Source organism: Pseudoalteromonas sp. P1-7a, assembly GCF_001401855.1.
Classification (GTDB): Bacteria; Pseudomonadota; Gammaproteobacteria; order Enterobacterales; family Alteromonadaceae; genus Pseudoalteromonas.
Window position 1 is genome coordinate 188637 of sequence record NZ_LKDU01000001.1, and the last position, 24103, is coordinate 212739.

At 39.6% G+C, this 24103-nt stretch carries 19 protein-coding genes; 9 read left to right on the forward strand and 10 right to left on the reverse strand.

What is annotated here, in order from left to right; translation table 11 throughout:
- Positions 1–57 precede the first annotated feature (57 nt).
- From minC to minE, 3 genes are read left to right on the forward strand one after another with little or no spacing between them, the layout of a single operon-like run.
- Complete coding sequence (minC, locus tag AN389_RS00875) at positions 58–765, forward strand: septum site-determining protein MinC (RefSeq protein ID WP_004586360.1); 708 nt, start codon at positions 58–60, stop codon at positions 763–765.
- A 5-nt stretch (positions 766–770) separates the two neighbouring features.
- Positions 771–1580 (forward strand): septum site-determining protein MinD, encoded by an 810-nt coding sequence (gene minD, locus AN389_RS00880; protein WP_024031716.1) that lies wholly within the window; start codon positions 771–773, stop codon positions 1578–1580.
- A 1-nt stretch (position 1581) separates the two neighbouring features.
- Complete coding sequence (minE, locus tag AN389_RS00885) at positions 1582–1845, forward strand: cell division topological specificity factor MinE (protein ID WP_004586362.1); 264 nt, start codon at positions 1582–1584, stop codon at positions 1843–1845.
- An 85-nt stretch (positions 1846–1930) separates the two neighbouring features.
- Here the strand turns inward: minE and AN389_RS00890 are convergent, their stop codons facing one another.
- Positions 1931–2653: an outer membrane protein gene (locus AN389_RS00890; RefSeq protein WP_055019026.1), complete on the reverse strand. Its 723-nt coding sequence runs from the start codon at positions 2651–2653 to the stop codon at positions 1931–1933.
- Between the two features lie 134 nt (positions 2654–2787).
- On the opposite strand from AN389_RS00890, the gene AN389_RS00895 reads away from it, so the two are divergent.
- Both AN389_RS00895 and AN389_RS00900 read left to right on the forward strand, forming a co-directional pair.
- A complete protein-coding gene (locus AN389_RS00895; RefSeq protein ID WP_055019027.1) occupies positions 2788–3684 on the forward strand; it encodes a LysR family transcriptional regulator in 897 nt (298 codons plus the stop codon).
- Between the two features lie 70 nt (positions 3685–3754).
- On the forward strand, positions 3755–5440 hold the full coding sequence (locus AN389_RS00900) for an RluA family pseudouridine synthase (protein ID WP_055019164.1): 1686 nt from the start codon (positions 3755–3757) through the stop codon (positions 5438–5440).
- Positions 5441–5630: 190 nt separating this feature from the next.
- On the opposite strand, the gene rnd is transcribed toward AN389_RS00900, so the two are convergent.
- The 3 genes from rnd to AN389_RS00915 form a co-directional block, all read right to left on the reverse strand.
- The gene (gene rnd / locus AN389_RS00905; RefSeq protein WP_055019028.1) at positions 5631–6761 is read right to left on the reverse strand and encodes a ribonuclease D; all 1131 of its coding nucleotides are present in this window, start codon (positions 6759–6761) and stop codon (positions 5631–5633) included.
- Between the two features lie 51 nt (positions 6762–6812).
- Positions 6813–8465 (reverse strand): long-chain-fatty-acid--CoA ligase FadD, encoded by a 1653-nt coding sequence (gene fadD / locus AN389_RS00910; RefSeq protein ID WP_024031721.1) that lies wholly within the window; start codon positions 8463–8465, stop codon positions 6813–6815.
- Between the two features lie 115 nt (positions 8466–8580).
- Entirely contained in the window at positions 8581–9432 is an 852-nt protein-coding gene (locus AN389_RS00915; RefSeq protein ID WP_055019029.1) for an alpha/beta hydrolase, read from the reverse strand.
- A gap of 579 nt (positions 9433–10011) precedes the next feature.
- On the opposite strand from AN389_RS00915, the gene AN389_RS00920 reads away from it, so the two are divergent.
- On the forward strand, positions 10012–11301 hold the full coding sequence (locus tag AN389_RS00920) for an alkaline phosphatase (protein ID WP_054981946.1): 1290 nt from the start codon (positions 10012–10014) through the stop codon (positions 11299–11301).
- A 64-nt stretch (positions 11302–11365) separates the two neighbouring features.
- Here the strand turns inward: AN389_RS00920 and AN389_RS00925 are convergent, their stop codons facing one another.
- The 5 genes from AN389_RS00925 to AN389_RS00945 form a co-directional block, all read right to left on the reverse strand.
- Positions 11366–11695: a hypothetical protein gene (locus AN389_RS00925; RefSeq protein ID WP_055019030.1), complete on the reverse strand. Its 330-nt coding sequence runs from the start codon at positions 11693–11695 to the stop codon at positions 11366–11368.
- Positions 11696–11763: 68 nt separating this feature from the next.
- Entirely contained in the window at positions 11764–12468 is a 705-nt protein-coding gene (tsaB, locus tag AN389_RS00930) for a tRNA (adenosine(37)-N6)-threonylcarbamoyltransferase complex dimerization subunit type 1 TsaB (protein ID WP_055019031.1), read from the reverse strand.
- 9 nt (positions 12469–12477) lie between these two features.
- Positions 12478–14394 carry an ATP-dependent DNA helicase gene (locus tag AN389_RS00935; RefSeq protein ID WP_029772969.1) on the reverse strand — a complete coding sequence of 639 codons (1917 nt, stop codon included), beginning with the start codon at positions 14392–14394 and terminating at the stop codon, positions 12478–12480.
- 98 nt (positions 14395–14492) lie between these two features.
- Positions 14493–16346 carry a M20/M25/M40 family metallo-hydrolase gene (locus AN389_RS00940; RefSeq protein WP_200911294.1) on the reverse strand — a complete coding sequence of 618 codons (1854 nt, stop codon included), beginning with the start codon at positions 16344–16346 and terminating at the stop codon, positions 14493–14495.
- Positions 16347–16420: 74 nt separating this feature from the next.
- Entirely contained in the window at positions 16421–18601 is a 2181-nt protein-coding gene (locus tag AN389_RS00945) for a M4 family metallopeptidase (RefSeq protein ID WP_055019032.1), read from the reverse strand.
- Between the two features lie 503 nt (positions 18602–19104).
- Here AN389_RS00945 and AN389_RS00950 point away from each other — a divergent pair.
- Both AN389_RS00950 and AN389_RS00955 read left to right on the forward strand, forming a co-directional pair.
- Positions 19105–20388, forward strand: a complete 1284-nt coding sequence (locus tag AN389_RS00950; RefSeq protein WP_055019033.1) for a sodium:proton antiporter — start codon at positions 19105–19107, stop codon at positions 20386–20388.
- A 133-nt stretch (positions 20389–20521) separates the two neighbouring features.
- A complete protein-coding gene (locus AN389_RS00955) occupies positions 20522–22459 on the forward strand; it encodes a cytochrome c/FTR1 family iron permease (protein WP_055019034.1) in 1938 nt (645 codons plus the stop codon).
- A gap of 58 nt (positions 22460–22517) precedes the next feature.
- Here AN389_RS00955 and AN389_RS00960 read toward each other — a convergent pair whose 3' ends face one another.
- On the reverse strand, positions 22518–22766 hold the full coding sequence (locus tag AN389_RS00960) for a hypothetical protein (RefSeq protein WP_055019035.1): 249 nt from the start codon (positions 22764–22766) through the stop codon (positions 22518–22520).
- Positions 22767–23202: 436 nt separating this feature from the next.
- On the opposite strand from AN389_RS00960, the gene hisG reads away from it, so the two are divergent.
- Positions 23203–24102 carry an ATP phosphoribosyltransferase gene (hisG, locus tag AN389_RS00965; protein ID WP_004586378.1) on the forward strand — a complete coding sequence of 300 codons (900 nt, stop codon included), beginning with the start codon at positions 23203–23205 and terminating at the stop codon, positions 24100–24102.
- Position 24103: the final 1 nt, after the last annotated feature.

The following is a 24103-nucleotide window of genomic DNA, read 5'->3' on the forward strand; positions in this document are numbered from 1 at the left end:
ATTCAGCCTACGTTTATCTAAAATTAATTTCTAATCAGACAAATCAATTGAGCGTGTATGTCGGAACAAATTTTTGAGCTAAAAGGGAACCTTTTCACGTTATCAGTATTGCATCTTTATAGCACTGATATCGCCCTTCTAGCAGAACAGTTGTATGTAAAAATAGCCCAAGCTCCTCGTTTTTTTGAAGGAGCGCCTATTGTTGTTAATTTAGAAGAAATTAAAAACAGCTCACTTGATTTTGTACATTTAAAATCTCTCATTGAGCGTATGAGCTTTAATGCTGTAGGTGTTTGTAATGGCTCAGATGAGCAACACACGCAAGCTAAAGCCGCTGGCCTTTCTGTACTAAATTACTCGCAAGATGCTAAAAGTGCACCCGTTAAACAAGAGGCGCCTAATACCTCTATTGTTGAAAAAAACGTGTACCTACCTGCGCAAGTAATTAATGGCACGGTACGCTCAGGGCAGCAAGTTTATGCAAAAGACAGAGACTTAATTGTACTTGGTGCAGTTAGCCATGGTGCAGAAGTAATAGCCGATGGTAATGTGCATATTTATGGCACCTTACGCGGGCGTGCTATTGCAGGTGCAAAAGGGATTAAAGACGCCTGCATTTATTGCCAAAAGCTCGAAGCCGAATTGGTTTCAATTGATGGCAATTACTGGATCAGCGACTCATTACAAGGTGAGCACTGGGGCAATGCAGTACAAATACAACAAAAAAACGAATCATTAGAAATTTCAGCTTTGGTTAAAGGATAAATCTCATGGCAAAAGTAATTGTCGTTACCTCTGGTAAAGGCGGTGTTGGTAAAACAACATCAAGTGCTGCAATAGGCACCGGTTTAGCTTTAAAAGGCTATAAAACAGTTATTATCGATTTTGATATTGGCTTACGTAATCTAGATTTAATTATGGGGTGTGAGCGCCGCGTAGTATACGATTTTGTAAACGTAATAAACGGCGAAGCCAACCTAAATCAAGCGCTTATTAAAGATAAACGCGTTGAAAAATTATTTTTACTACCCGCATCACAAACACGTGATAAAGACGCCCTTACCCGTGAAGGCGTAGAGCGCGTTTTAAACGAACTAAAAGAAGACTTTGACTACATTGTGTGTGATTCACCTGCAGGTATTGAAGCCGGCGCAATGATGGCGATGTACTTTGCTGATGAAGCAATTGTAACAACAAACCCTGAAGTATCTTCGGTTCGAGATTCAGACAGAATTTTAGGTATTTTACACAGCAAATCAAAACGTGCTGAAGAAGGCCTAGAAAATATTAAAGAACACTTATTATTAACACGCTACAACCCTGAGCGAGTTGAAAAAGGTGAAATGTTATCGGTAGAAGATGTTAAAGATATTCTGTCGATTCCATTACTTGGTGTTATTCCTGAGTCGCAAGCGGTATTAAGTGCGTCTAACTCGGGGCAACCGGTGATACTTGATGGTGATTCAGATGCAGGGCAAGCTTACGCTGATGCAATTAATCGCTTATTAGGTGAAACAGTCGATTTTCGCTTCTTAGACGTTGAGAAGAAAGGCTTATTTAAACGGATTTTTGGAGGTTAATGTGTCTTTACTTGACTACTTCCGCTCAGAAAAGAAAAATAGCGCGTCATTAGCAAAAGAGCGATTGCAGATCATTGTCGCGCACGAGCGTTCGCAACGCGGAACACCGGATTACTTACCACAATTAAAACAAGATATTTTAGATGTGATCCGTAAGTACGTAAATGTAAACACTGATGCAGTGCAGGTACAGTTTGATCAAAACGAAGATGATTTGGCGGTACTTGAGCTCAACGTGACATTACCTGACGAAGAAAAAAAGTAGCACAACTAAAAGCGGCATTTTAAATGCCGCTTTTTGCTTTGCACACTCACTACACGTATGTGGTGCATTGTGTTGTGTTTTAAATTTAAAAGTTTACACGTAAACCAAGTAAAAACTCATGGCTTGCTGCACTGTCAATTTTAAAGCCATCAGTAAATGCATCTTGTCCCGTTTGCACATCACCAAATTCAATGTATTGATACTCAGTGTATAACGACATAGTTTTAGTTATTTGATAGTTAACCCCTGCACCAATATTCCATGTAAATTCGGTTGAATCGTCATCAGCATACGCATCGTAATAGCCATCAACATTTCCATCGAACACGTCAAAGGCGCTAATGCCTGCACCACCTAATTTTGCAGAATAGCTGTTATCGGCAACCCCTAACCCCGCTTTAATATAAGGCGTAAACGCGGTGCTGTTATCAAAATCGTAAAAGCCTTCAATTGTATAAGTGGTGGCTTTTAAATCCCCCTTTAATACATACTGCTCACCTTCACGTGCACCTACGCCAACTTTTGTATCGCTATAGTCAGTATCATGATAGCTAATACGCGCCTCTACTCTAAATTGAGGATTGAACTGATAACCTAAACCAATACTGCCTACAATGCCCTCACCGGCATCAAATTCAGATGGAAAATCACTATCTACGGCAATATTGTTACCAATGGCTTGAGAGTCATTTGCTTGCGAACTATAGCCTACATGTGCAGTTCCATAAAACCCCTCTGCACTAGCTAAAGTAGGTGTGATACACGCTAAAGCAATTGCGGCAACTATAGTTTTTTGTAATGTGTTCATTGTTATTCCTGATTTTTTTAACAACCAAATTATTGGGCTGTAAGGCTAATGTTGAATTCGCAGCTAATATAACTTTTCGATTCACAAGCGAATAGATACAATAACGGCACAATACAATTCCGACTTTCAGAACAATGATTAACTATTTACGACACATGGCTATTTTTGCCAAAGTGGTTTCTGGCGGTTCATTTCGTATTGCAGCTAAGGAGCTTGGCATAGCACCTTCACGTGTTAGCCATAGTGTTTCTGACTTAGAACAGTTTTTAGGCGTCACTTTATTACATAGAACAACCCGTAAATTGTCGCTTACCCCTGAAGGTGAAAAATTTTACGCCCACGTAGAAAACATAACAAAACACGCAGAGGCAGGTTTGAACGAAATTAACTCTGTGGGTGATGAGCCTATAGGGTCTTTAAAAATATCGCTGCCCGCCTTTTTAGCAAGCTACGAAATTTCGGCCGCGATAGCAGAATTTGTGCAAACATACCCAAAAGTGAACTTGTCTCTTAATTACACAGACCAAGTAATAAATATAATGGATGAAGGGCTCGATTTAAGTATTCGAGTTGGCTGGCTAGAAGACAGCTCACTCATGGCGCGTAAAATTGGAGAGAGTAAACGCTTTTTAGTTGCTTCAAGTAAGTACGCTAATAAGCATCAACCCCCTACGCACCCAAACGATTTAAAACAGTGGGATTGGGTTCATTTTAGTATGCGCGGCAGCACTGTAGATTTTACCTCTCCAAATGGCGAAGTGGTGTGTATTTGTGAAAAGTCGCGAGTAAATGTAAATAGTGCGCTTGCAATAAGTCACTTTGTATCTGAAAACTTGGGTCTTGGCATATTGCCCGAAAACCTAGTAAAAAAACAATTAGCACGAGAAGAGCTCATTCACATTTTACCTAACTGGCAACTTAAGCCGCTTGGTTACTATGCGGTATGGCCAAATAATGCACGCAGAGAAAACCTAACACTATTATTAGTACGCTTTTTAGCTAAGCGCGGTTTAGTAACCGCAGAGGATTAAGCAAGTACCCCTTAAGTGAATATGTTATTATGGGCATATTATTTTGCTTTATGCTTGCTATTACTTTGCTATGTTAAATCACGCTTCTTGTTTTACTTTATTTGATTGCTCTGTAGATTCTATACCGCTTCCAGATAAATTTACGTTTCCGTTTTACTACCAACCTCATCCGCTATCTGTTTTAGCCGCAACACAATTACAGCAGCAACTTGATACACATTTACCGTATAACGAAAATGACAGCAACAAAATAGCAGCGAATGATGGCAAAATGTTTGGTGTACTAGTTGTACAAAACCAGCAACAACAACTTGGCTTTTTAGCGGCGTATTCTGGCCAACTTGAAAATTTAAATACCGATATAAAATGCGTGCCTAATGTATCTAAAATGGCATTGGAAGAGGTGAGTTATTTAAAAGAAAGTAAAATTATTAACGAAATAAATGCGCAAATACATGCCCTAGAAAATGCAAGTACATTGAATAAATTAGTAGCGTCATTAAGTGCTGATAAATACGCGTTTGATCAACAGTTACAGGCTCAACAAAGCGTAATGCAAGCCAATAGAAAAGCACGTAAAAAGGCGCGCAGTGAACTTGCAATTAATAACAATCTAGCAATAACGCCTGAGCAACAAGCAAGCTTGCATGAACTGGCAAAACAAAGCATAGAAGATAAAAAACACTATCAAAGCATAAAAGATCACTGGCATGATAAAATAACTCTGCAGCAGCAGGCGCTTAATGCCCTACAGGACGAAATAAAACAGTTAAAAAAACGCCGTAAGATTTTATCTAAAAACTTACAAAAACACGTGTTTGCACAGTACCAATTTTTAAATGCAGAGCATGAAGTTAAAGATCTCAACGCCATATTTGCAGCATTGCCTGAGCATACACCGCCATCAGGTGCGGGAGATTGCGCTGCACCCAAGCTATTACAATACGCTTATCTTAATAATTTAAAGCCAGTGGCTATGGCTGAGTTTTGGTGGGGAAGCGCACCTAAGTCGGCAATACGTCAACATAAAAACTATTATCCTTCTTGCTACAGTAAGTGCCAACCTATTTTATCGCACATGTTAAAAGGCCTCAGCATAGAAGATAACCCGCTACTCGTTAACCCTGCTGAAGGTAAAACGCTGCCGATAGTCTATCAAGACGATGATATTGTTATTGTAAACAAACCCAGCGAGTTTTTATCTGTACCAGGTGTCAATATTGAAGATTCTGTGTATTTACGTATTCAAACACAATTTCCACACGCTACAGGCCCGTTAATTGTGCACAGACTAGATATGTCTACATCAGGTTTATTAGTGGTAGCGCTCAATAAACGAGCCCACAAAGCACTACAAAAGCAATTTATTGCCCGCACTATTGATAAACGTTACATTGCGCTGGTTGATGGTATTGTGCCTAAGGACAGTGGCAAGATAGAGCTGCCATTGCGACTTGATTTTGACGATAAGCCACGCCAGCTTGTTTGTTATAAAAACGGCAAACCCGCACTTACTACATGGCAGGTGCTTGAACGTAAAAAAAATGTTACACGCTTACAGCTCTACCCTAAAACGGGCCGCACTCACCAGTTAAGGGTACACTGCGCTCACCACTTAGGGCTGAATATGCCTATTATTGGTGACACACATTACGGTAAAAAAGCCAACAGGTTACACTTACATGCCGAGTATTTGGCGCTAGATCACCCCATTACCCATAAGCGGTTAACGTTCAGCGTAGCGCCCGATTTTTAATACCAATTCGCATAATTAAGTGATCTATTTTGAGGATGGAAAAACGTGTTGATAGCAAGGCAAAAAAATCGCTATTTAGTTGCTCTAAATGAGAATTTTTTAACGCAGATAGCGACACGTTTAGCCCCTAAAAATGATTAAATATTATTGCGAATTGGTATAACATAGCCTGTTAGCTTAGAAAGTGGGTTTAATTATCCCACTCTTTAAGTGCGTCTTTAACAAAATTGTAGCGCCAAGAATTAAGTAAATCAGGTTTAATATGATTTAGCTTTTGCTCATCAGTGAGTTTCCAATTCCAGCTAATAAGCTGATTAATTTGTTTTTTAGAGGCCATTACATCCTCTGGTATACCCTGCTCTTTTGCCACTTTCGTGATTTTTTGCTTAATATCTTTAGCTACTTTTTTATAAGCCGGAAAATCAATTAAACGTTTAAGCACAGGCGGATGCTCATCAACCGCAAGTGCTTTGGCTTTTTCAATACACTTTAGTATTTCGACCCCAGAGCGGTTTACTTCCATCGACTCAACACCCGGAATTTGTCTTAGCGTATTTAAGCTTGAAGGCCCACGTTTAGCAATTTCCGTCATGTTGTGCTCTTTAAGCACAAAATTAAGCGCTAAATTTTTACGAATAGCTTTATTACGACGCCATACAGCTAATTCTTTTAATACCGCGAGCTCGTGCGGTTTTAGTTGCCATGCGTTTTTGATATCTTTGTAAAGCAGCTCATCTGGGGTTTGAAAGGCGCGTTTATTTGCAATTAACTCGCTCTCATTTATGACAATATCAAATAACTCAGCTTTATTTATACGCTCAATTATTAGTTCAAAACAAGGCAGTAAATGAAACGTATCAGCGGCTGCATAATCGAGCTGCTTTTTAGTTAATGGGCGCTGTAGCCAATTAGTTCGCGATTCACTTTTGTCTATTTCTATGCCTAATAGCTCTTTTACCATTAGTGCAAAGCCCATACAGTTGCCTTCGCCTAAAAGCTGAAGAGCAAATTGTGTATCAAACAATGGAGCAGGTACAAAGCCTGCATATTTTTGAAATACTTCAATATCTTCTGAGGGGGAATGCAACACTTTCAGTACTGATGGATCTTGTAATATTTGCCAAAATTCAAATAACGAGAGTTCGGCAAGTGGATCTATAAGGGCGAGATGCTCACCATCATATACTTGAATAAGTGCAACTTCAGGGTACAAAGTACGGCGGCGCATAAACTCTGTGTCTATGGCTAAAATAGGCTTGTTTTTTATTTGCTCAACAAAGGTGTTGAGTTGATTTTGTGTTTCGATCAATTGGTATTGCACTTAATCTCCTACAATAAAAAAGCCGGCTAATGCCGGCTTTTTTATAGTTTACTAATCTTTTAGGGCTCTTCTGAGAATTTTACCTACATTTGTTTTAGGTAACTCATCCTTAAACTCAACGAGTTTAGGCACCTTATAATTAGTTAAATTATCACGACAGTGATTTATTATATCTTTTTCAGTTAAAGAAGGGTCTTTTTTAACAACAAAAACTTTAACTTGTTCACCACTTACATCGTGCGGAATACCAATAGCCGCGACTTCTAATACGCCGTCGTGCATGGCAACCACTTCTTCGATCTCATTTGGGAACACATTAAAGCCCGATACAATGATCATGTCTTTTTTGCGGTCAACAATATAGAAGAAGCCTTCATCGTCGTATGTGGCAATATCACCGGTAGCAAACCAGCCATCTTGCAAACATTCTGCGGTTGCATCTGGGCGGTTATAGTAACCTAGCATAACTTGTGGGCCTTTAACCCATAGCTCACCGGGTTCACCTTTTGCCGCTTCTTCTCCGTTTTCAAGCATTAGCTTAATTTCGGTATTAGGAGCAGGTAAACCAATAGAGCCATTATAAGCTTCTAAATCATACGGGCTTACAGTTACAAGCGGTGCACACTCAGTTAAACCGTAACCTTCCATTAATTTAGAATTAGTCACTTTTTGCCATTTTTCGGCTACAGGACGTTGTACCGCCATACCGCCACCTAAAGACATTTTTAAATGACTAAAATCAAGCTCTGCAAACCCTGGCGTATTAAGTAATCCGTTAAACAGGGTATTTACACCGGTAATAGCAGTAAATTTATGCTGATTAAGCTCTTTAACAAATGCTGGCATGTCACGTGGGTTTGTAATTAATACATTCAAACCACCGTATTTCATAAACGTTAAGCAGTTAGCCGTTAACGCAAATATATGATAAAGCGGTAATGCAGTAACAACAACTTCAGTACCACGGTCTAATACTTTATCTAAACAGCCCGATACTTGCTCAAGGTTACCAACCATGTTGCCATGACTTAACATCGCCCCTTTAGATACGCCGGTTGTACCACCTGTGTATTGTAAAAAGGCCAGATCAGATAAGCTCATTTCTGGACGCGTATACTTTGCGGGGTCACCTGCCAACACATCTGAAAACTTGATTGTATTTGGCAGGTTGTAGCTGGGTACCATTTTTTTTATGTATTTAACCACAAAATTAACGATATGCTTTTTAATACCACCCACCATGTCGCCCACTTGGGTAACAACAATGTGTTTTACATCCGTTTTTGCAAGTGCTTTTTCAAGCGTGTCTGCAAAGTTAGCCAATATAAAAATAGCTGACGCGTCAGAGTCTTTTAATTGATGCTCAAGCTCTCGTACTGTGTAAAGTGGGTTTACGTTAACCACCACACACCCTGCACGTAAAATACCTAAAATAGCGATAGGCGTTTGTAACAAGTTAGGCATCATTACGGCAACTTTGTCGCCTTTTTTAAGACCTAAATCATTTTGAATATACGAGGCAACACGTTGTGTCGCTGTATCTATTTCATCATACGATAATGTTTTACCCATATTCGTAAATGCAGGTAAATCTTTGTAATCGGTAAAACTTTTTTCGAACACTTCGAGTAACGAGTTGTAATGCTCAGGATCGATTGTTTCAGGCATACCTTCTGGGTAGCGCTTAAGCCAGATTTTTTCCACTCTTAGCCCCTGTTTATAATTATATTTTTATTAACCTTAATCTAAGTAAGGCACTTTAACAATTGAGCAAATACTCTAATGCAGGAATAATCCCACATTTGGCGCTAATTTACAATTAACATGCACCATTTTGCAGCATAAAGGCTTGAATATGCTCAAAACATAACCCACTGCTTTGCATATGGCAATGATGCCCGCCATCTACATTAATTACCTTCAAGTTGTTGTAATAGCTAATATACTTGGCCAAATTTTGTTTTACAAACGAATAACCTTGGTTACCTAAAATTAATTGGCTTGGTGCAATTAATTGTTTTATTGCACCAATACATTGCGCTTCATCAAACCTAAAACCTGAGTGATTTTTAAGCTTAGGGTCTGTTGTTAACTCATACCCTAGTTCACTTTGCTTAATATTACGACTCATCAATAAGGTGATCAGTTCGTTATTTAAATCTGTTGTACTTGCTCGCGCTTCGATAATTGCGGATTCGGATTTATAAACGCGCTTTTTTTTATTGTAGGCGCGCTCTCTGTTAAGTATCGCCCCCTTTAATTGCTCACATGCTTCATCACTGGGGGTTGTAACACAGCCAACCCCTTCAATAAAGGTAACTGAATGCACATACTCACTAAAACAACTAGCAAATAAACCAGCCACAATTGCGCCCATTGAATGGCCGACTAAATGTACCTTTTTTGCCCCTAAGCTCTTTATAAGTTGGTACACATCGTCAATATAATCAACAAAATAATAATGAGCGTCCTGTGCACGCCAATCAGATAGCCCATGCCCAGCAAAGTCAACACAATACCAAGTATGCTGCGGATTAACCTGATCCAACATAGGTGTAAAACTATTACTGTTATCTAGCCACCCATGCAAGGCTATAACCAGCTCATCGCCAGTGCCTTTTTGTAAGCCACGCAATGTTATATTTCTTGTTTTTATTTCAAATGGCTGCAACAGACACCTCTTTTTAACGTGCGACATTATTTATAACATACTAGTTGTCAGACCTCTAATACCAAAATTTTTTATATTTTTTATATTTATAAAGACCTCTTGATTTGTAAGGTTAACTTTAGAACTTTAATTATATATTTAATTTCAACAACTTAACTTATTTTAAGTTTCATTAATTTAATAAATAATTACAAACAGAGCTTAAATACTCTTCAGGTAAGTAATGTATACCACTATATTCATTACACTATAATTAACATAAGCTAAAAAAATGGCTGTATTGTTTTAGTGACAATTAGCCAAACCTGTTTATATACTTTGCTTTTTATTCTTACTTCATTTCATTATTATACGAGGGCGTATTGAACTTTGTGGATTGAAACTTGTTCAATCTACGGGCGGTTAAATCCTGGTACGAGGTTTGTAACCTTGTGGGCGGAGTAAAAACCTAGCAAAAACTTAATCGCCTTAGAAAGAATTTTTGGGCAGCGCATGTTTGGTATTTATGCTGCAAATTCAACACGCCGTAACCATATACAATTGTGGTGCTATTTAAACAGCACATTCATAGGGATAAAAATGAAAAACCAACTTAGCTTATTAGCGCTTTTATGTGCATCTACCAGTGTTTATGCAAGCGATGCACCTAAAAATGTAATTTATATGATTGGTGATGGGATGGGTCCTGCCTATACAACCGCTTATCGTTATTTTAAAGATGATCCAACCACCAAGCAGATTGAAACAACCGTATTTGATACTATTTTAACAGGCATGGCGCGTACTTACCCTGACGATCACACTTATGTTACCGACAGTGCTGCAGGTGCAACCGCACTGAGTAGCGGCCATAAAAGTTATAATGGTGCTATTGCAGTCGATACTGACAAAAAGCCTGTTAAAACCATGTTAGAAATAGCAAAAGAACGCGGTATGACAACGGCATTAGTGGCTACCTCGCAAATTAACCATGCCACCCCAGCTAGTTTTGCTACACATAACGAATCACGTCGAAATTACGATGCGATTGCTAATGAGTACATAGATAACAAAATTGCCGGTAAACTCCCTGTTGATTTAATGCTAGGGGGCGGTACGCAGTATTTTATTAGAGAAGACCGTAACCTCGTTGATGAATTTAAAGCAGCTGGTTATCAATATAGCGATGATATAAAAAACCTTGGTCAGATCACACAAGTACCGGCACTTGGCTTATACGCCCCAATGGGCCTGCCATTTGCGCTTGATGCTAATTCAAACCACTTAACGCAACTAACAGCTAAAGCATTTGATTTACTCGACGGCCAAAATAAAGACGGCTTTTTTGTAATGATTGAAGGCAGCCAAATTGATTGGTGTGGACATGCTAACGATGTAGCCTGTGCCATGGCCGAAATGGATGACTTTGCACAGTCGATTGAAAAAGCAAAAGCCTATATTGATAAAAACCCTGATACTTTATTAGTGGTTACTGCAGATCATTCAACTGGTGGGTTAACCCTCGGTGCGCACGGACAATATAAGTGGGATACAGAAGTTATTAAAGGTGTTAAAGCAACAGCCGTTGAGCTAACAAAGCAATTACTCGCTGCTGATGACTTAGAGCCTATTTGGCGCGCCAACACAGGTATTGAATATACACCGGCTAATAAAGTAAAACTTGAACAAGCGAAGAAAATGGGCGAAACAGCGCTTAATTTAGCCATTAAAAGTATTATTAGTGACGCCAGCTTTACTGGTTGGACAACAGGCGGACACACCGCTGTAGATGTACAAGTATTTGCCTACGGTAAAGGCAGTGAACACTTTAACGGTGCTCAAAATAATACAGATATTGCCGATAAACTAATTGGCTTTATTAAACAGTAGCCATAAGCTTACGAAAAAAGCCCGAACATGTGTTCGGGCTTTTTATTTTTTACTGTTACTGGGGCTAAGCGTATATATCGACGCCTATTAAATCTTGTACTTCGGCTCGACGCTCTAAATTTGCAAATTCTGTATATGTTGAAATTGCTTTACTCACCGTTGCGCTTGGTTGGTCATAAATAGTTTGGCTGTACTTTGCTTTACTAGTGCTTTGACTAAAGTATTGATTAGCAAGCTCTACACCCGCTTTACTAGTTTTTACATAATCTGTGTTTGTTTTTTGACTGGCGCTATCATCCGCTAAACCTTGCGGTTTAGAGGGTATAATTTTTGTAGAGCTGACCTTTGCAGGAATATCCCCAGTAAAAAAACCAGCGCCAATTGGCAAAGTCATAAATAACTTCCAATAATAAACATATTAAAAATTATGATTTAAAAACACCCAATTTGCAACTCTTGTGCTTATTCGCGACCCGGTAGTTTTTTCCATGTTACTGTATCGCGCACATATTTAGGTTGCGCATCGCTTGCTTTAACAACCTCGCCCTTCAAAAAGGCCGTGCCTACATGGCTAAGCATATAGCGAGCATCTGGCAAAGTAATGGCTGTATTTATGGTTATATTGCTAACGTTTTTAAGTGCATCAGGGTAGCTTTTAAATCCCGTGCCAACGGCAATCGCGTGTAACTCTTCACTGTTTATGTGCTCTTCGCTTAATAACTCTGGTTTTATAACACACTCTTCATTTACCAACTCCATGCGTGCGTTATTTACCTGGTATTGGGCAAAATAAATTTCTCCCATGCGCGCATCTATAGCTGAATACACTACTGGCGCCTGCGTTTGTTCGTACGCTTGCTGGGCCATAATTGCCAAGGTTGATACACCCACTAATGGTAAATTGGCTGAATAAGCTAACCCTTGTGCAATAGCAACACTAATGCGTACACCGGTAAAGCTACCTGGCCCTTGGCCAAAGCCTATAACGTCCAAGTCTTTTAATTTACACTGTGCTTTATTAAGAAGCTCATCAACTAAAGGGAGTATTTTTTGACTATGTTGCTGTGGACATTCTTCAAAATGATGAAATGTTTGGCCCTCAAAGTGTAAAACTAAAGATAACGCTTCGGTTGAGGCATCTAGGGCAAGAATATTACTTTTAATCATTTTAGTACTCTAGTTAATGTGTTTTAAAAATGTGTTTGCATCTTCTAAGCTTCGCGTGCGACGCATCGGCGGTAAGCTTTTTAAAAATACTTGGCCATATTGGCGCGTTACTAATCGGTTGTCGCAAATAACCAGCACGCCTTTATCTTTGTTATCTCGAATTAAACGCCCTACGCCCTGCTTGAGCGCAATAACAGCTTGCGGTAGCTGTATATGAGCAAACGGGTCTTTGCCTTGCATTTGACAATCTTGCATTTTGGCTTGCAGTAATGGGTCATCCGGTGCTGCGAAAGGTAACTTGTCAATAATAACACAGCTTAACGTGCTACCACGTACATCAACCCCTTCCCAGAACGAGGCAGTACCTAACAATACCGCATTACCATGGCGCGTAAATTTTTCCAGTATTATACGCTTAGACATTTGCCCTTGCATATAAACTGGGTAGTCCATTTGTGTGGTTAACCCCTCAGCCACCAAATGCATCATTCGGTAACTTGTAAACAGCACAAAGCAACGCCCTTTAGCCGATTTAATCAGCTCTAGGGTTAATTTTATAATTGCGTGAGGCATGTTCTCTGCGTGCGATTCAGGCAAATATCGTGGTAAGCATAAAAGCGCCTGATTAGGGTAATCAAAGGGGCTATCAACCATCATACTTTGCGCAGGAGTAATACCTAAGCTTGCATTAAAGTGATCGAGCTTATTATCAACCGATAACGTGGCTGAGGTAAATACAAACCCTGCGCCGGTGTCTTTCATCATTTGAGCAAATTTAGCAGAGACATTAAGTGGCGTAATATTAACCGTTAAATAGCGCCGCGTGGTTTCGTACCAATAGCTAAAGCCCGTTTGTGCGGTATCAAAAACACGCTCTAACTGACCTTTAAACGCTAAAGTGCGCTCAAACGGATGCTCTATTTTATCACTTCGCTCTAGGCACAGTTTTAATACCTGATAAACAAAGTCTAAATCGCTAATTACCCGATGCAGCGCTGCGCAAATTAATTTATCACTGAGCTTTTCGCGCCAATCTCCTCGGCTTCCATCTACACCAAACTGTAAACGTAAATCAGCCACACTGGTTTCAAGCTTATTAAGGCTTTTGCCAAGCTGCAGCATATCGGGAATTTCTGCACGGTAAATAGCGCGTAAATCGTTAATTAAATCCACCAACTTTTTAGTGCTAATACTTTCACCAAAGTAGTCACTAGCAATTTCGCTAAGCTGATGTGCTTCGTCAAAAATATAAGCGTCGGCGGTGGGCATAAGTTCGGCAAAACCGGAGTCTTTTACTGCCATATCAGCAAAAAATAAATGATGGTTTATAACCACTACATCCGCTTCGGCTGCATTTAAACGCGCTTTGCGTATATAACATGATTGAAAGTCTGGACACTCTTTGCCTAAACAATTATCGGCTGTCGAATTAACATAGGGCAGTACCTTGGCGTCTTCTTCAATACCAATACAATCAGCTAAATCACCCGAGTGTGTTTCACTGGCAAATTTTGCAACCATAGCAAGTTGATGCATTACATCAGGATCGTCTGTTGGTACATGGGCTACATGTTGGTTTAGCCTATAAGTGCACAGATAATTAGCGCGCCCTTTTAACAGTGCGGTTTTTTTAGATGCATTAAGTGCTTTTACTAGCTGAGGTAAATCGCGGTGGTATAACTGCTCTTGCAAGGCCTTAGAGCCTGTAGAGATAATTGTTTTACCCTTAGATTTAAGGGCAGGCGCTAAATAGGCAAACGTTTTACCTGTACCAGTCCCCGCTTCAACCACTAACTGCGTGCTATTTTTTAATGCATCGTTAACGGCAACGGCCATATCAATTTGAGGTTGGCGTGGCGTGTATCCATCTAAAGATAACGCTAACGGCCCGGTTGCACTAAACAGCTGTTTGATAATACCAGTCACTTTACAAAAAATAATAGCGAGATTTTACGTAAGCCTGGCTATAAGGGCAAGCCAATTGAAATTAGAATTTTGCAAAGGGGCTCACACCCCTTTACACGTTATTGTGCATTTATAGATAACGTGACATTGCTGGCATTGCTATACCCTTTTAAATCGATATACCAATTACCTGTTTGTGGCGCAGAAAACGAACAGGTTTCGCTATTGCCATTTTTATATGGCCTGCACAAGTACTCAGAATCACTAGAGGGAGTGCCAAAGTTTACATATAAATCAGCATCGCCATTGCCACCAGACATTGTTATATCTAATGATGCGTACTGCGTATTTAAACTTTGACTAAAGCGCTGCCAGCTCCCAGCAGAAACACTAATGTTTGTAATGCTCCGATTGATAGGCTCAATACTCCCCCCTTCATTGTAACTTCCGGTTAGGGATACATTTTCTATCGCATTCCATGCGTGTACCATCACATAGTAAACTCCTTCACTAGAGGGGTTAATATCGCAACGTTCATTACTACTTGAGGTAGTGCTTTTACAATCATAATCGTTCAGTGTAGGTGCTTGGTTGTAGCGTACATATAAGTCTGCATCGCCTGTGCCCCCAGTCGTAATAAAATTTAAATTGCTCGCACTTTGTGGCACAGCTAATGTGTAAATAAACTGCTCTTTTGCAACCCCAGTGATCCCACTGAGTGTTTGCCCATTGGTTAATTGGTTATTAGGAGGGGGTGCAGTATCGCCGGCATTTTTTGCCATTTCGGCAACATAACTTACTGCCAACTTAGCGAATTTACTGGCATGTTGAGCATCAAACTGGTTATCGTTATGGGTGTGAATAAGTGGGTTTATATCGCCCATTTTTGATTCAAAAGGCATAGAGGCTGCAAACCCTTGCTGATACCATGACGCATGATCAGAACAACCATAACCACACTGATCAAATCCATAATTTAATTGCGGTAAGTAGGTATCTAAAAGCGCTGCTAAAAACTGATTTTGTGCATTGTTAGTGTAATCAGTCATCATGACTATATCTTCAAGGCTGCCATTATTGCCTGTCATATCAAACTGCACCATGCCCACTACATTTTTACCCTGCGATTGGTAGCTGCTTGCAATGTCACTTGAACCTCTAAGGCCGACTTCTTCCGCTGCAAACGCCATAATTTGAATCGTACGCTGTGGTATGTAATTAGTTTGTACAATCGCGCGCAGCGCCTCTGATAGCACAGCAATGCCTGAGGCGTTATCATCAGCACCGGGTGAACGTCCATTGCTTGGGTTTGACTGATTTATCGAATCAAGGTGGCCGCCAATAATAACGATTTCATCTGCTTTTTCATTGCCTTCAATTGTCACTATAACCGACGATTGTGCCCAATTATGCGGGTAAGTTGCAATGCTAATATCACTGCGACTTTGCGCTATTTGTTGCCAATATGTTTTTAACCAATTTGCAGCATCTATCCCTGTTTGTGAGGTGTAATAACGATTATTAAAACTGGTTAAAGAGTTAACAGTGCTATCGAGGTTAACGGTGCTAATTGATGACATTAAATTTTGTACTGTTTGTTCGTTATCAATAGAATAACTAAATGCTAATGTATTTTGTATAGTATGCGCCGCGGCTAATTGTGTTGCGTAACTGCTCGCCTCTTGCCATGAATCATGTGCCACAAACCCACCGCACCGATTATAATTGTGGTGCATAAATTCGCTTAGATTATTTACCTGATCAGCAGGTATATTCACCAAGTCTATATTTTCAAGCGCACTTGTTGAGTGCTGTGCAAAGGGCAATCTTTGTACTAATCCATGCTGGGTATACTCATAATGTGCCGCTGCAGTTGAATCTATGCTTACCCACACTTTGTTTGTTTCACTTTGTGCTACAACGCCCATTGTAGTAAATAAGCTCAGCGCACTTAGTAGTTTAAAAGGTTTCATTGGTATTCCTTATAATTGGCAATACTGGTATCCATAAAATTAAAAAAGGGGCACTAGGCCCCTGGTATCAATGTTTAATTAGCAGACACACTCAGTGTTACTCCGCTTGCATTACTGTACCCTCTTAAATCTAGGTACCATGTACCTGATTGTGGGTTATCAAACGAACACGTTTCACTGTTGCCATTTTTATAAGGTCTACACAAATAAGTTGACGTACTCGACGCCGAACCATAATTTACATAAAGATCGGCATCGCCACTTCCACCAGAAATAGTAACGGTTAAATTACTATAGCCCGCTCCTAAGTCTTGAGTAAATCGAGCCCAGCTATTAGTTGAAACACTAATATTAGACTCGGTTCTGTTAATCGGTGTGACGCCTCCTGTTGAATTGTTAAAACTCCCAGTAAGCGATACATCAGCTATAGCATTCCATGCTTCTACCATTACATAATAGGTGCCTGCTTGAACGTTCGAAATACTGCAGTTTTCGGTGCTTGAAGAGGTGGTACTTTTACAGTCATACGTATTCAGTGTGGGTTTACTTCCAAACATTACATATAAATCTGCATCGCCCGAGCCACCAGCGGTATTAAACTCAAGATCTGTTGCCCCCGCTGGTACATCGAGTGTAAAAAACATCTGCGCTTTTGCAGAGCCGCTGATCCCCGTACGTGCCACTTTATTTGTTAACGCCTCATCCGTAGGCACAGGCGTGCTCGAGCAATCGCTCCCTGCACTTAGGTTTGAACTAACTCCCACTGCCGCCAATGCAGCTTGTACATCGCTTGGGTTGTAATTTAAGTCACACGCAGCGTCCATAACGCCGTTACCAGCTAAATCCCAATTTGTACTCGCACTCCAATAAAGCTGATTCGCACGTGCCATGACTACAAATGCTTTTTTAGTATCCCAGCCGGATGTAGTAGCAAGGTTATAAAATGCTTTGTTAAATACACCCGAGCTATAGTGCACATCCATGCCAGAGGTATAACTACCTTGATTATCTATAGAGCGTCCATCCTGTGATGGGTTATTCATATAGCGAAGCGCGCCATTGCCTTTAAAAATATCTTGCCCGACTAACCAATCGTTAGTGCCTTTCATGTAATACTCAGCCGCTTCACCAGCCATATCAGAAAAAGCTTCATTTAAGCCACCCGACTTACCGCTGTAAATTAAGCCAGAATTCTGTTCAGTAAAGCCATGGCTTACCTCATGCGCCGATACATCAAGGCTTACGAGTGGGTAAAACGTGCTTTGCCCGTCGCCAAAGGTCATTGCGCTGCCATCCCAAAATGCATTTTCATAATTACTTGAATAATGTACGCGCATTTTTAACTGAAAACTTAGCGGTGGCGACCCCACCCAGTCGTTATACATATTAAAAATAACGTTACCAAAATAATGAGCATCGTTAAGCGGCGAATAAGCCCCATTTATCTCTTTTACTGTATTCTCTGGGCAGGTAAATGAATGGGCAGCAGAGCCACTTGTACCGCCATTGAGATTTATAGTTCTTACATTGGCATTATCCATAACACAGGTGTTACCAGATTGAGACACATCTAGGTTGCTAAAGTCAGTACCGTAAATGTATTTACCTGTTTTGAGATTCCCCCCTGGTCCCGTAGCATCAGCATGTTGTAAGTTATCGTAGCTGAGCAAAACCTCACCGGTATTAGCATCGATTATTTGATAAGGACGTGATGGCGATTTGCCGTAGGTTACATACGATACTTCATACACCAAATGCGCCTTACTTTGTTGATCAACCCAAATCGCTAATCTTGATTTCTCATTGTGTTTTTTTAAGCCTTTAGTTTTTGCAGCTATGCCTACATTTTGGCTTTGAAGCATGGCTTGTTTTACAGATAATTTAGCACTTACATCGTTTATATCGCCTTCAATATCGTACACCGCAGCGCCATGGGCTTTTTTAAGCATGCCATTTTTAAATGTAAGGCTTAAAGTGTCACCAATTACTGGTAAACCTTGATATGTTTGCTGATAACGGCGAGTTACTTCACCGTTATTACTTATAAACTCTTTTAATACAACTAACTCGTTCCTTACACTTAACCCAATCAAGTCTTTAGGGCTAGTAGATAAAATGGATGCCGAATTTGATTGCATCATGTTATTTAAAGCCGTTTGTTGATTTAGGTATTTCTTGTTCGCAGCTACTGCATCTGTTGCTTGAACCAAGGTTAAAGCAGCAAAAGTTGCTAATGTGATTTTTGATAAATTCACGTTTACGCTCCGTCAAAATATTTAGTTTGTAGTGGATTTGTATTAACCGGAACTACTTGTACCCGATTAAGGATCAAGCCTATGTTACAAATTTGAGTTATGAAAATTAAACATTTAATTTACAAGTAAAGTATTAGGAAACGTAAGAACAACAGAAATTACAACAGGTTAAAAAACACACAAAATCAGTAAAACCTTAAACAGATACAATTTGTATACATATATTTACACTAAATTACACTATTACACCCGCAAAATAGCCGCGTTTACTTTATTCAATTAACGGCAGTAATCAGCCACTACGTTGCCTAGGCAACTTTGTATTAATCTCTTCATTACAAGCAATAACACCAGTAAATTTGCATTAACTATATGTCTCCTAAAGACATAAAAAAAGTGCTAAAAGCCCCATAAATACTGTGACACAGCCTAGTCACAGGAGTAATATACGGCTCGTTTAATTCGCTCTTTTTTGTTCTCTAAAATAAATTTAAGGTTAGCCAATGAATGCTTGGTATCTCATTTGTTTTCTCTCTGCTATCGCAATTTTTATTGCTTATGCAAACCAGTATGTTCTTAAAATGCAAACAACGATTGCTATAACAACGGGCTCGGTTGTTATATCGTTGTTATTAATTATTTCAGTTAAGTTATTAGGCGATACAACTGCATTAGAAATGACGCAAATTGTAGCCAGTATTAATTTTAATGAATTGCTTTTAAAAGGCATGCTTGGATTTTTGTTATTTGCAGGTGCTTTAGAAATTAACCTGTTGGCACTGCGTAAACAACGATGGGAAATAACCGCTTTAGTTTTGTTCTCTACCGTAGTCTCTACTTTTTTAATTGGCTATTTAAGTTTTTATATTTTTGCCGCTCTTGGCTGGCCCGTCCCTTTTATTTATTGTTTACTTTTTGGTGCCTTAATAAGCCCAACCGATCCAATTGCTGTACTGGCAATTATTAAACAATTACGCGCCCCTGAAGGTATTTCGGTACAAGTAGAAGGCGAGTCTTTATTTAACGATGGTATTGGTTTGGTAATTTTTACTACGCTGTTTTCTGTTGCATTTTTTGGCACCGATGCCAACCCAGCCGACATTGCAGAGCTGTTTTTTGTTGATGCCATAGGTGGGATCGTGTTTGGCTTAGCAATGGCCCTTGTGGGTCACTATTTAATTATTAACTGTAAAGATGTAAATATACGCCTATTAATAACCTTAACCATTCCAACTGCGGGTTTTGCCGCTGCCAATGTATGGGAAATATCAGGCGCGCTTGCCATGGTAACCAGTGGTATTATTTTAGGTAATATTACTCGCGCAAAAGCAACCGAGCGCACAGGGCCTGAAAACACGCGCTATATTAAAGACTTTTGGCACGCCACCGACAGCTTTTTAAACGCTTTGTTATTTTTGATTATTGGTATGCTGATTGTCACTATGCCAGTAACAATGGGTGAAATTGGCTTAGGCCTCGTTATGATCCCTGCTATTTTATTAGCACGTTTTATTAGTGTTGGTGCACCATTTGTAATATTTAAGCGCTTTAAAAACTACGACAAACACAGCGTTAAAATTTTAACTTGGGGTGGTTTACGTGGCGGTTTAGCATTAGCTATGGCTGCAGCTATTCCTCGTGATCAAGTATTTATATCAGGCAGTGATCTGCATGATTTAATCGTTATTGTGACCTATGTTGTGGTTATATTTTCTATTATTGTGCAAGGTTTAACTATCTCTCCTCTCATTCAAAGTAGTATTAAATCTGCCGATCAAAATCACTAAGTTTTCTTTATTAAACCCGCAGTCTATTCACTGCGGGTTAGTTATTTATGGGGGATTATTTTTAGCACGGTTTTATTTATTTTAAGCGTAATAAAAATAGTTTTAATTTTAAATGTTTTTTATAGGGCTAATTATGTCCAGTAAGTATATAAGTGTTTTTTCGTTATTTTATGGCATTACACGTCGCCACGTTTTTCTCTTTCCTTTGTTCTTACTCACTTTTTTATGTTTTTCTGCTTTTGCCTCAACGCCTTCTGAGCAAGCTAAAATTAAACAAATATCACAACTTGCAGAATACGTAGGGGTTGATTACGTTGGCGCGGTGCAAAAAGGCGAGGTACTCAGTAAAGACGAATTTCAAGAAATGTCTGAGTTTGCAAATTTAATAAGCACGCTAGCCACACAGTTAAGCAGTGCTAATAATCAATACAGTCATATAAAAATACAAGCTGGCGCCTTACATAACGCCATTATAAATAAACAAAGCTTACAGAGTGTTCGTGCTGCCAGCTCAAAGCTTAGGGAGTCTTTGCTTGAATTTATGCCACAGCTTTCTTTGCCTACATCTTTATTACCCCTAAAACAAACAAAAGCACTTTTTGCAGAAAACTGCTCTATGTGCCATGGCATAAATGGACAAGGTGATGGCTTACTTGCTAAAGGGTTAACACCAAAGCCCACCAACTTTACGGATAAAGAGCGAGCCACAAATCGCACAATTATGGGATTATATGAAGCTGTATCCAATGGCATAGACGATACGCCAATGGTTGCTTTTAGCCAATTTAATGAGCAACAACGTTGGTCACTCGCCTTTTATGTAGGCAGTTTAGCTTTTCAAGATATAACTAAGCCGCAACACAATAACCAGACAATCAGCGCTTCAGACATCATTAATCTTAACCCTGCGCAGCTTTCACAAAATAAATCCCCTGCCCAAGTTCAATTTATTAAGTGGCTGCGCGGTAATCCAGAACACTTATTTAAAAACAAAGCTGAGCCACTTAGCGTTGCACGCTCGCAACTTATTGCAGCGCAAAATGCACATGCTAATGGTGAATATGCAAAAGCCAGCGAACTGGCTATCAGTGCCTATTTAGATGGCTTTGAGCTGATAGAAAATAACTTAAATGCATACGATGAAAGCTTGCGTAAAAGCATTGAAGTACAATTGATGAACTTACGTAACACATTCAAAAATGAAAAAAACACCGAGCTTGTCAGTGAGCAAGTTAACGCTTTACTTGCACAATTAACAAAAGCAAACAACCTACTTAATGACACCACACTCAGTGATGGCGCCTTGCTATCAGCCAGTTTAGTTATTTTGCTACGCGAAGGCCTAGAGGCACTATTAGTTGTTATAGCGCTAATGACCGTACTTATAAAAACCAAACGCCAAGATGCGCTTAAATACGTTCATATTGGCTGGGTAATGGCCCTCATAGCAGGTGGCTTAACATGGGCGGCAGCGCAAACATTAATACAAATAAGTGGTGCTAGCCGCGAAGTAATGGAAGGGATAGGCGCCCTATTTGCAGCTATTATTTTGCTATATGTTGGGGTATGGATGCACAGTAAAACCAGTGCTCAGCAGTGGCAGGCATATATTCAGCAAAATATTAATACGCGTTTAGAGTCTGGCACACTGTGGGGGCTCGCGGGCCTCTCGTTTATAGCGGTATATCGTGAAGTGTTCGAGACGGTATTATTTTATCAGTCGTTATTAACGCAAAGCTCGCAAGCACAGTATTCATCGGTTGCGATGGGCTTTGCATTGGGTGTGGTTTTATTAGCGCTTATTGCATGGGTGTTAGTTAAATATTCGATTAAGTTACCTATTGCTAAGTTTTTTGCGTATACAACTTATTTATTATTTGCACTTGCCTTTGTATTAATGGGTAAAGCTGTCATTGCATTACAAGAGGCTGATTTAGTCGCAATTAGTTCAATGCCGATAAACTTTGATATTGCACTACTGGGTTTAAAATCTACGTGGCAAGGCTTTATAGCGCAACTTACCGTAGCTGTTATATTTAGCTTTTACATTATTAAAGCTAAAAAACGCTAGCAAGCACATCCTTAATAGTAAAAAGTTGTACGTGGCTTTTTACTATTAAGGGTTTAGCTCATGCCCACGTATCTAAATGTTCATTCCCTTCATCATCTACGGTAATCGCTTTTTCATTAGCTGCACTTGCACTTTTTTTGCCCTGCGCCTGCGCTAATCTTTTTTTGTTGAGCGTCTGCTTTTTTTCATTTTCAAGCTTAATTTTTTGCGCTTGTGGCATATTTTGCACACCTGCAATATGAAATGTACTTTTTGGTTCAAGCTCTAACCGTGAAATTTTCCCTAAAAAAGGGATCATTATATCCATACTCCCCTCCTTAACTTGTTTATTAAAAATTAGATAAATTGACCAATAAAGCCCAACTTGCCTACAATTTAAACATTAAAACAACTAAAAATACTGTTTAGCTCTCAATATTATCGGCAGTTATAAGATATGCTTTAATTTGGTAAAAAAAAAACTTGCCTAAGCTAGGCGGTTTATGTTTTTATGAATGCGAAATTTATTGAAACAGATTAAAGCTTAACGCTCACTAAATAGCGGTAAGCAAAATAGGATACAAAAATGCGCTTAAACCTGACAACAGTACATCATCACCACCATTCACCGGAATAACCTGTCAGGTCTTTCGCTGAGAGGTTATTCCTAAAAGGAACCTCTGGCGATTCAAAACACATTGATTCATTTTCGCCCTGAGGTTCCCCTCGGGGTTTTTAGTTTTTAAATTAAAGGAAAATGAATAATGAGTAACACAAATCGTCTACGTATCGCCATCCAAAAAGGCGGTCGCCTGTCTAAAGATTGTCAAGATTTACTAAAGCAACTAGGTGTTAAATTAAACCTACGTGAGCAACGCTTAATTGCACACTCAACCAATATGCCAATTGACGTACTTCGTGTGCGCGATGACGATATTCCGGGCTTAGTAATGGACGGTGTTTGTGATTTAGGTATTGTTGGCGAAAACGTACTAGTAGAAGTACAAGCCGAACGTGAACGCCAAGGTGTACCAAGCGAAGTTAGCAAACTAGCAAAACTAGACTTTGGTTACTGCCGCCTTGCACTTGCATGGCCACAAGAGCTTGGCCCACGTGATAAAAGCTGGTTTGAAGGCAAACGTATTGCTACAACCTACCCAGAAATTTTAACGCAGTGGTTAAAGCGCGAAGGCATTAATGCAAGCACTGTAATGCTTACAGGTTCAGTAGAAGTAGCCCCACGTGCCGGTCTTTCAGATGCAATTTGTGATTTAGTTTCTACCGGTGCAACGCTTGAAGCGAACGGCTTAATTCAAGGTGATACAATTTTAGAATCAAACGCGTGTTTAATTCAAAATAAAGACCTGCAAGATGAAGACAAACTAGCGCTAATCAATAAGCTTATGCCGCGCCTTCGTGGTGTTAAACAAGCTAAAGAAAGCAAATACATTATGCTACACGCGCCAAAAACTAAACTTGATGAAATTTGCGAAATTTTACCAGGCTCTGGCCAACCTACTCTACTTGCACTTGCTGGTAACGAAGAGTACGTAGCGCTTCACATGGTAAGCAGCGAAACATTATTTTGGGAAACAATGGAGCAGCTTAAAGCCTTAGGCGCTAACTCTATTTTAGTAATGCCAATTGAAAAAATGATGGAGTAAG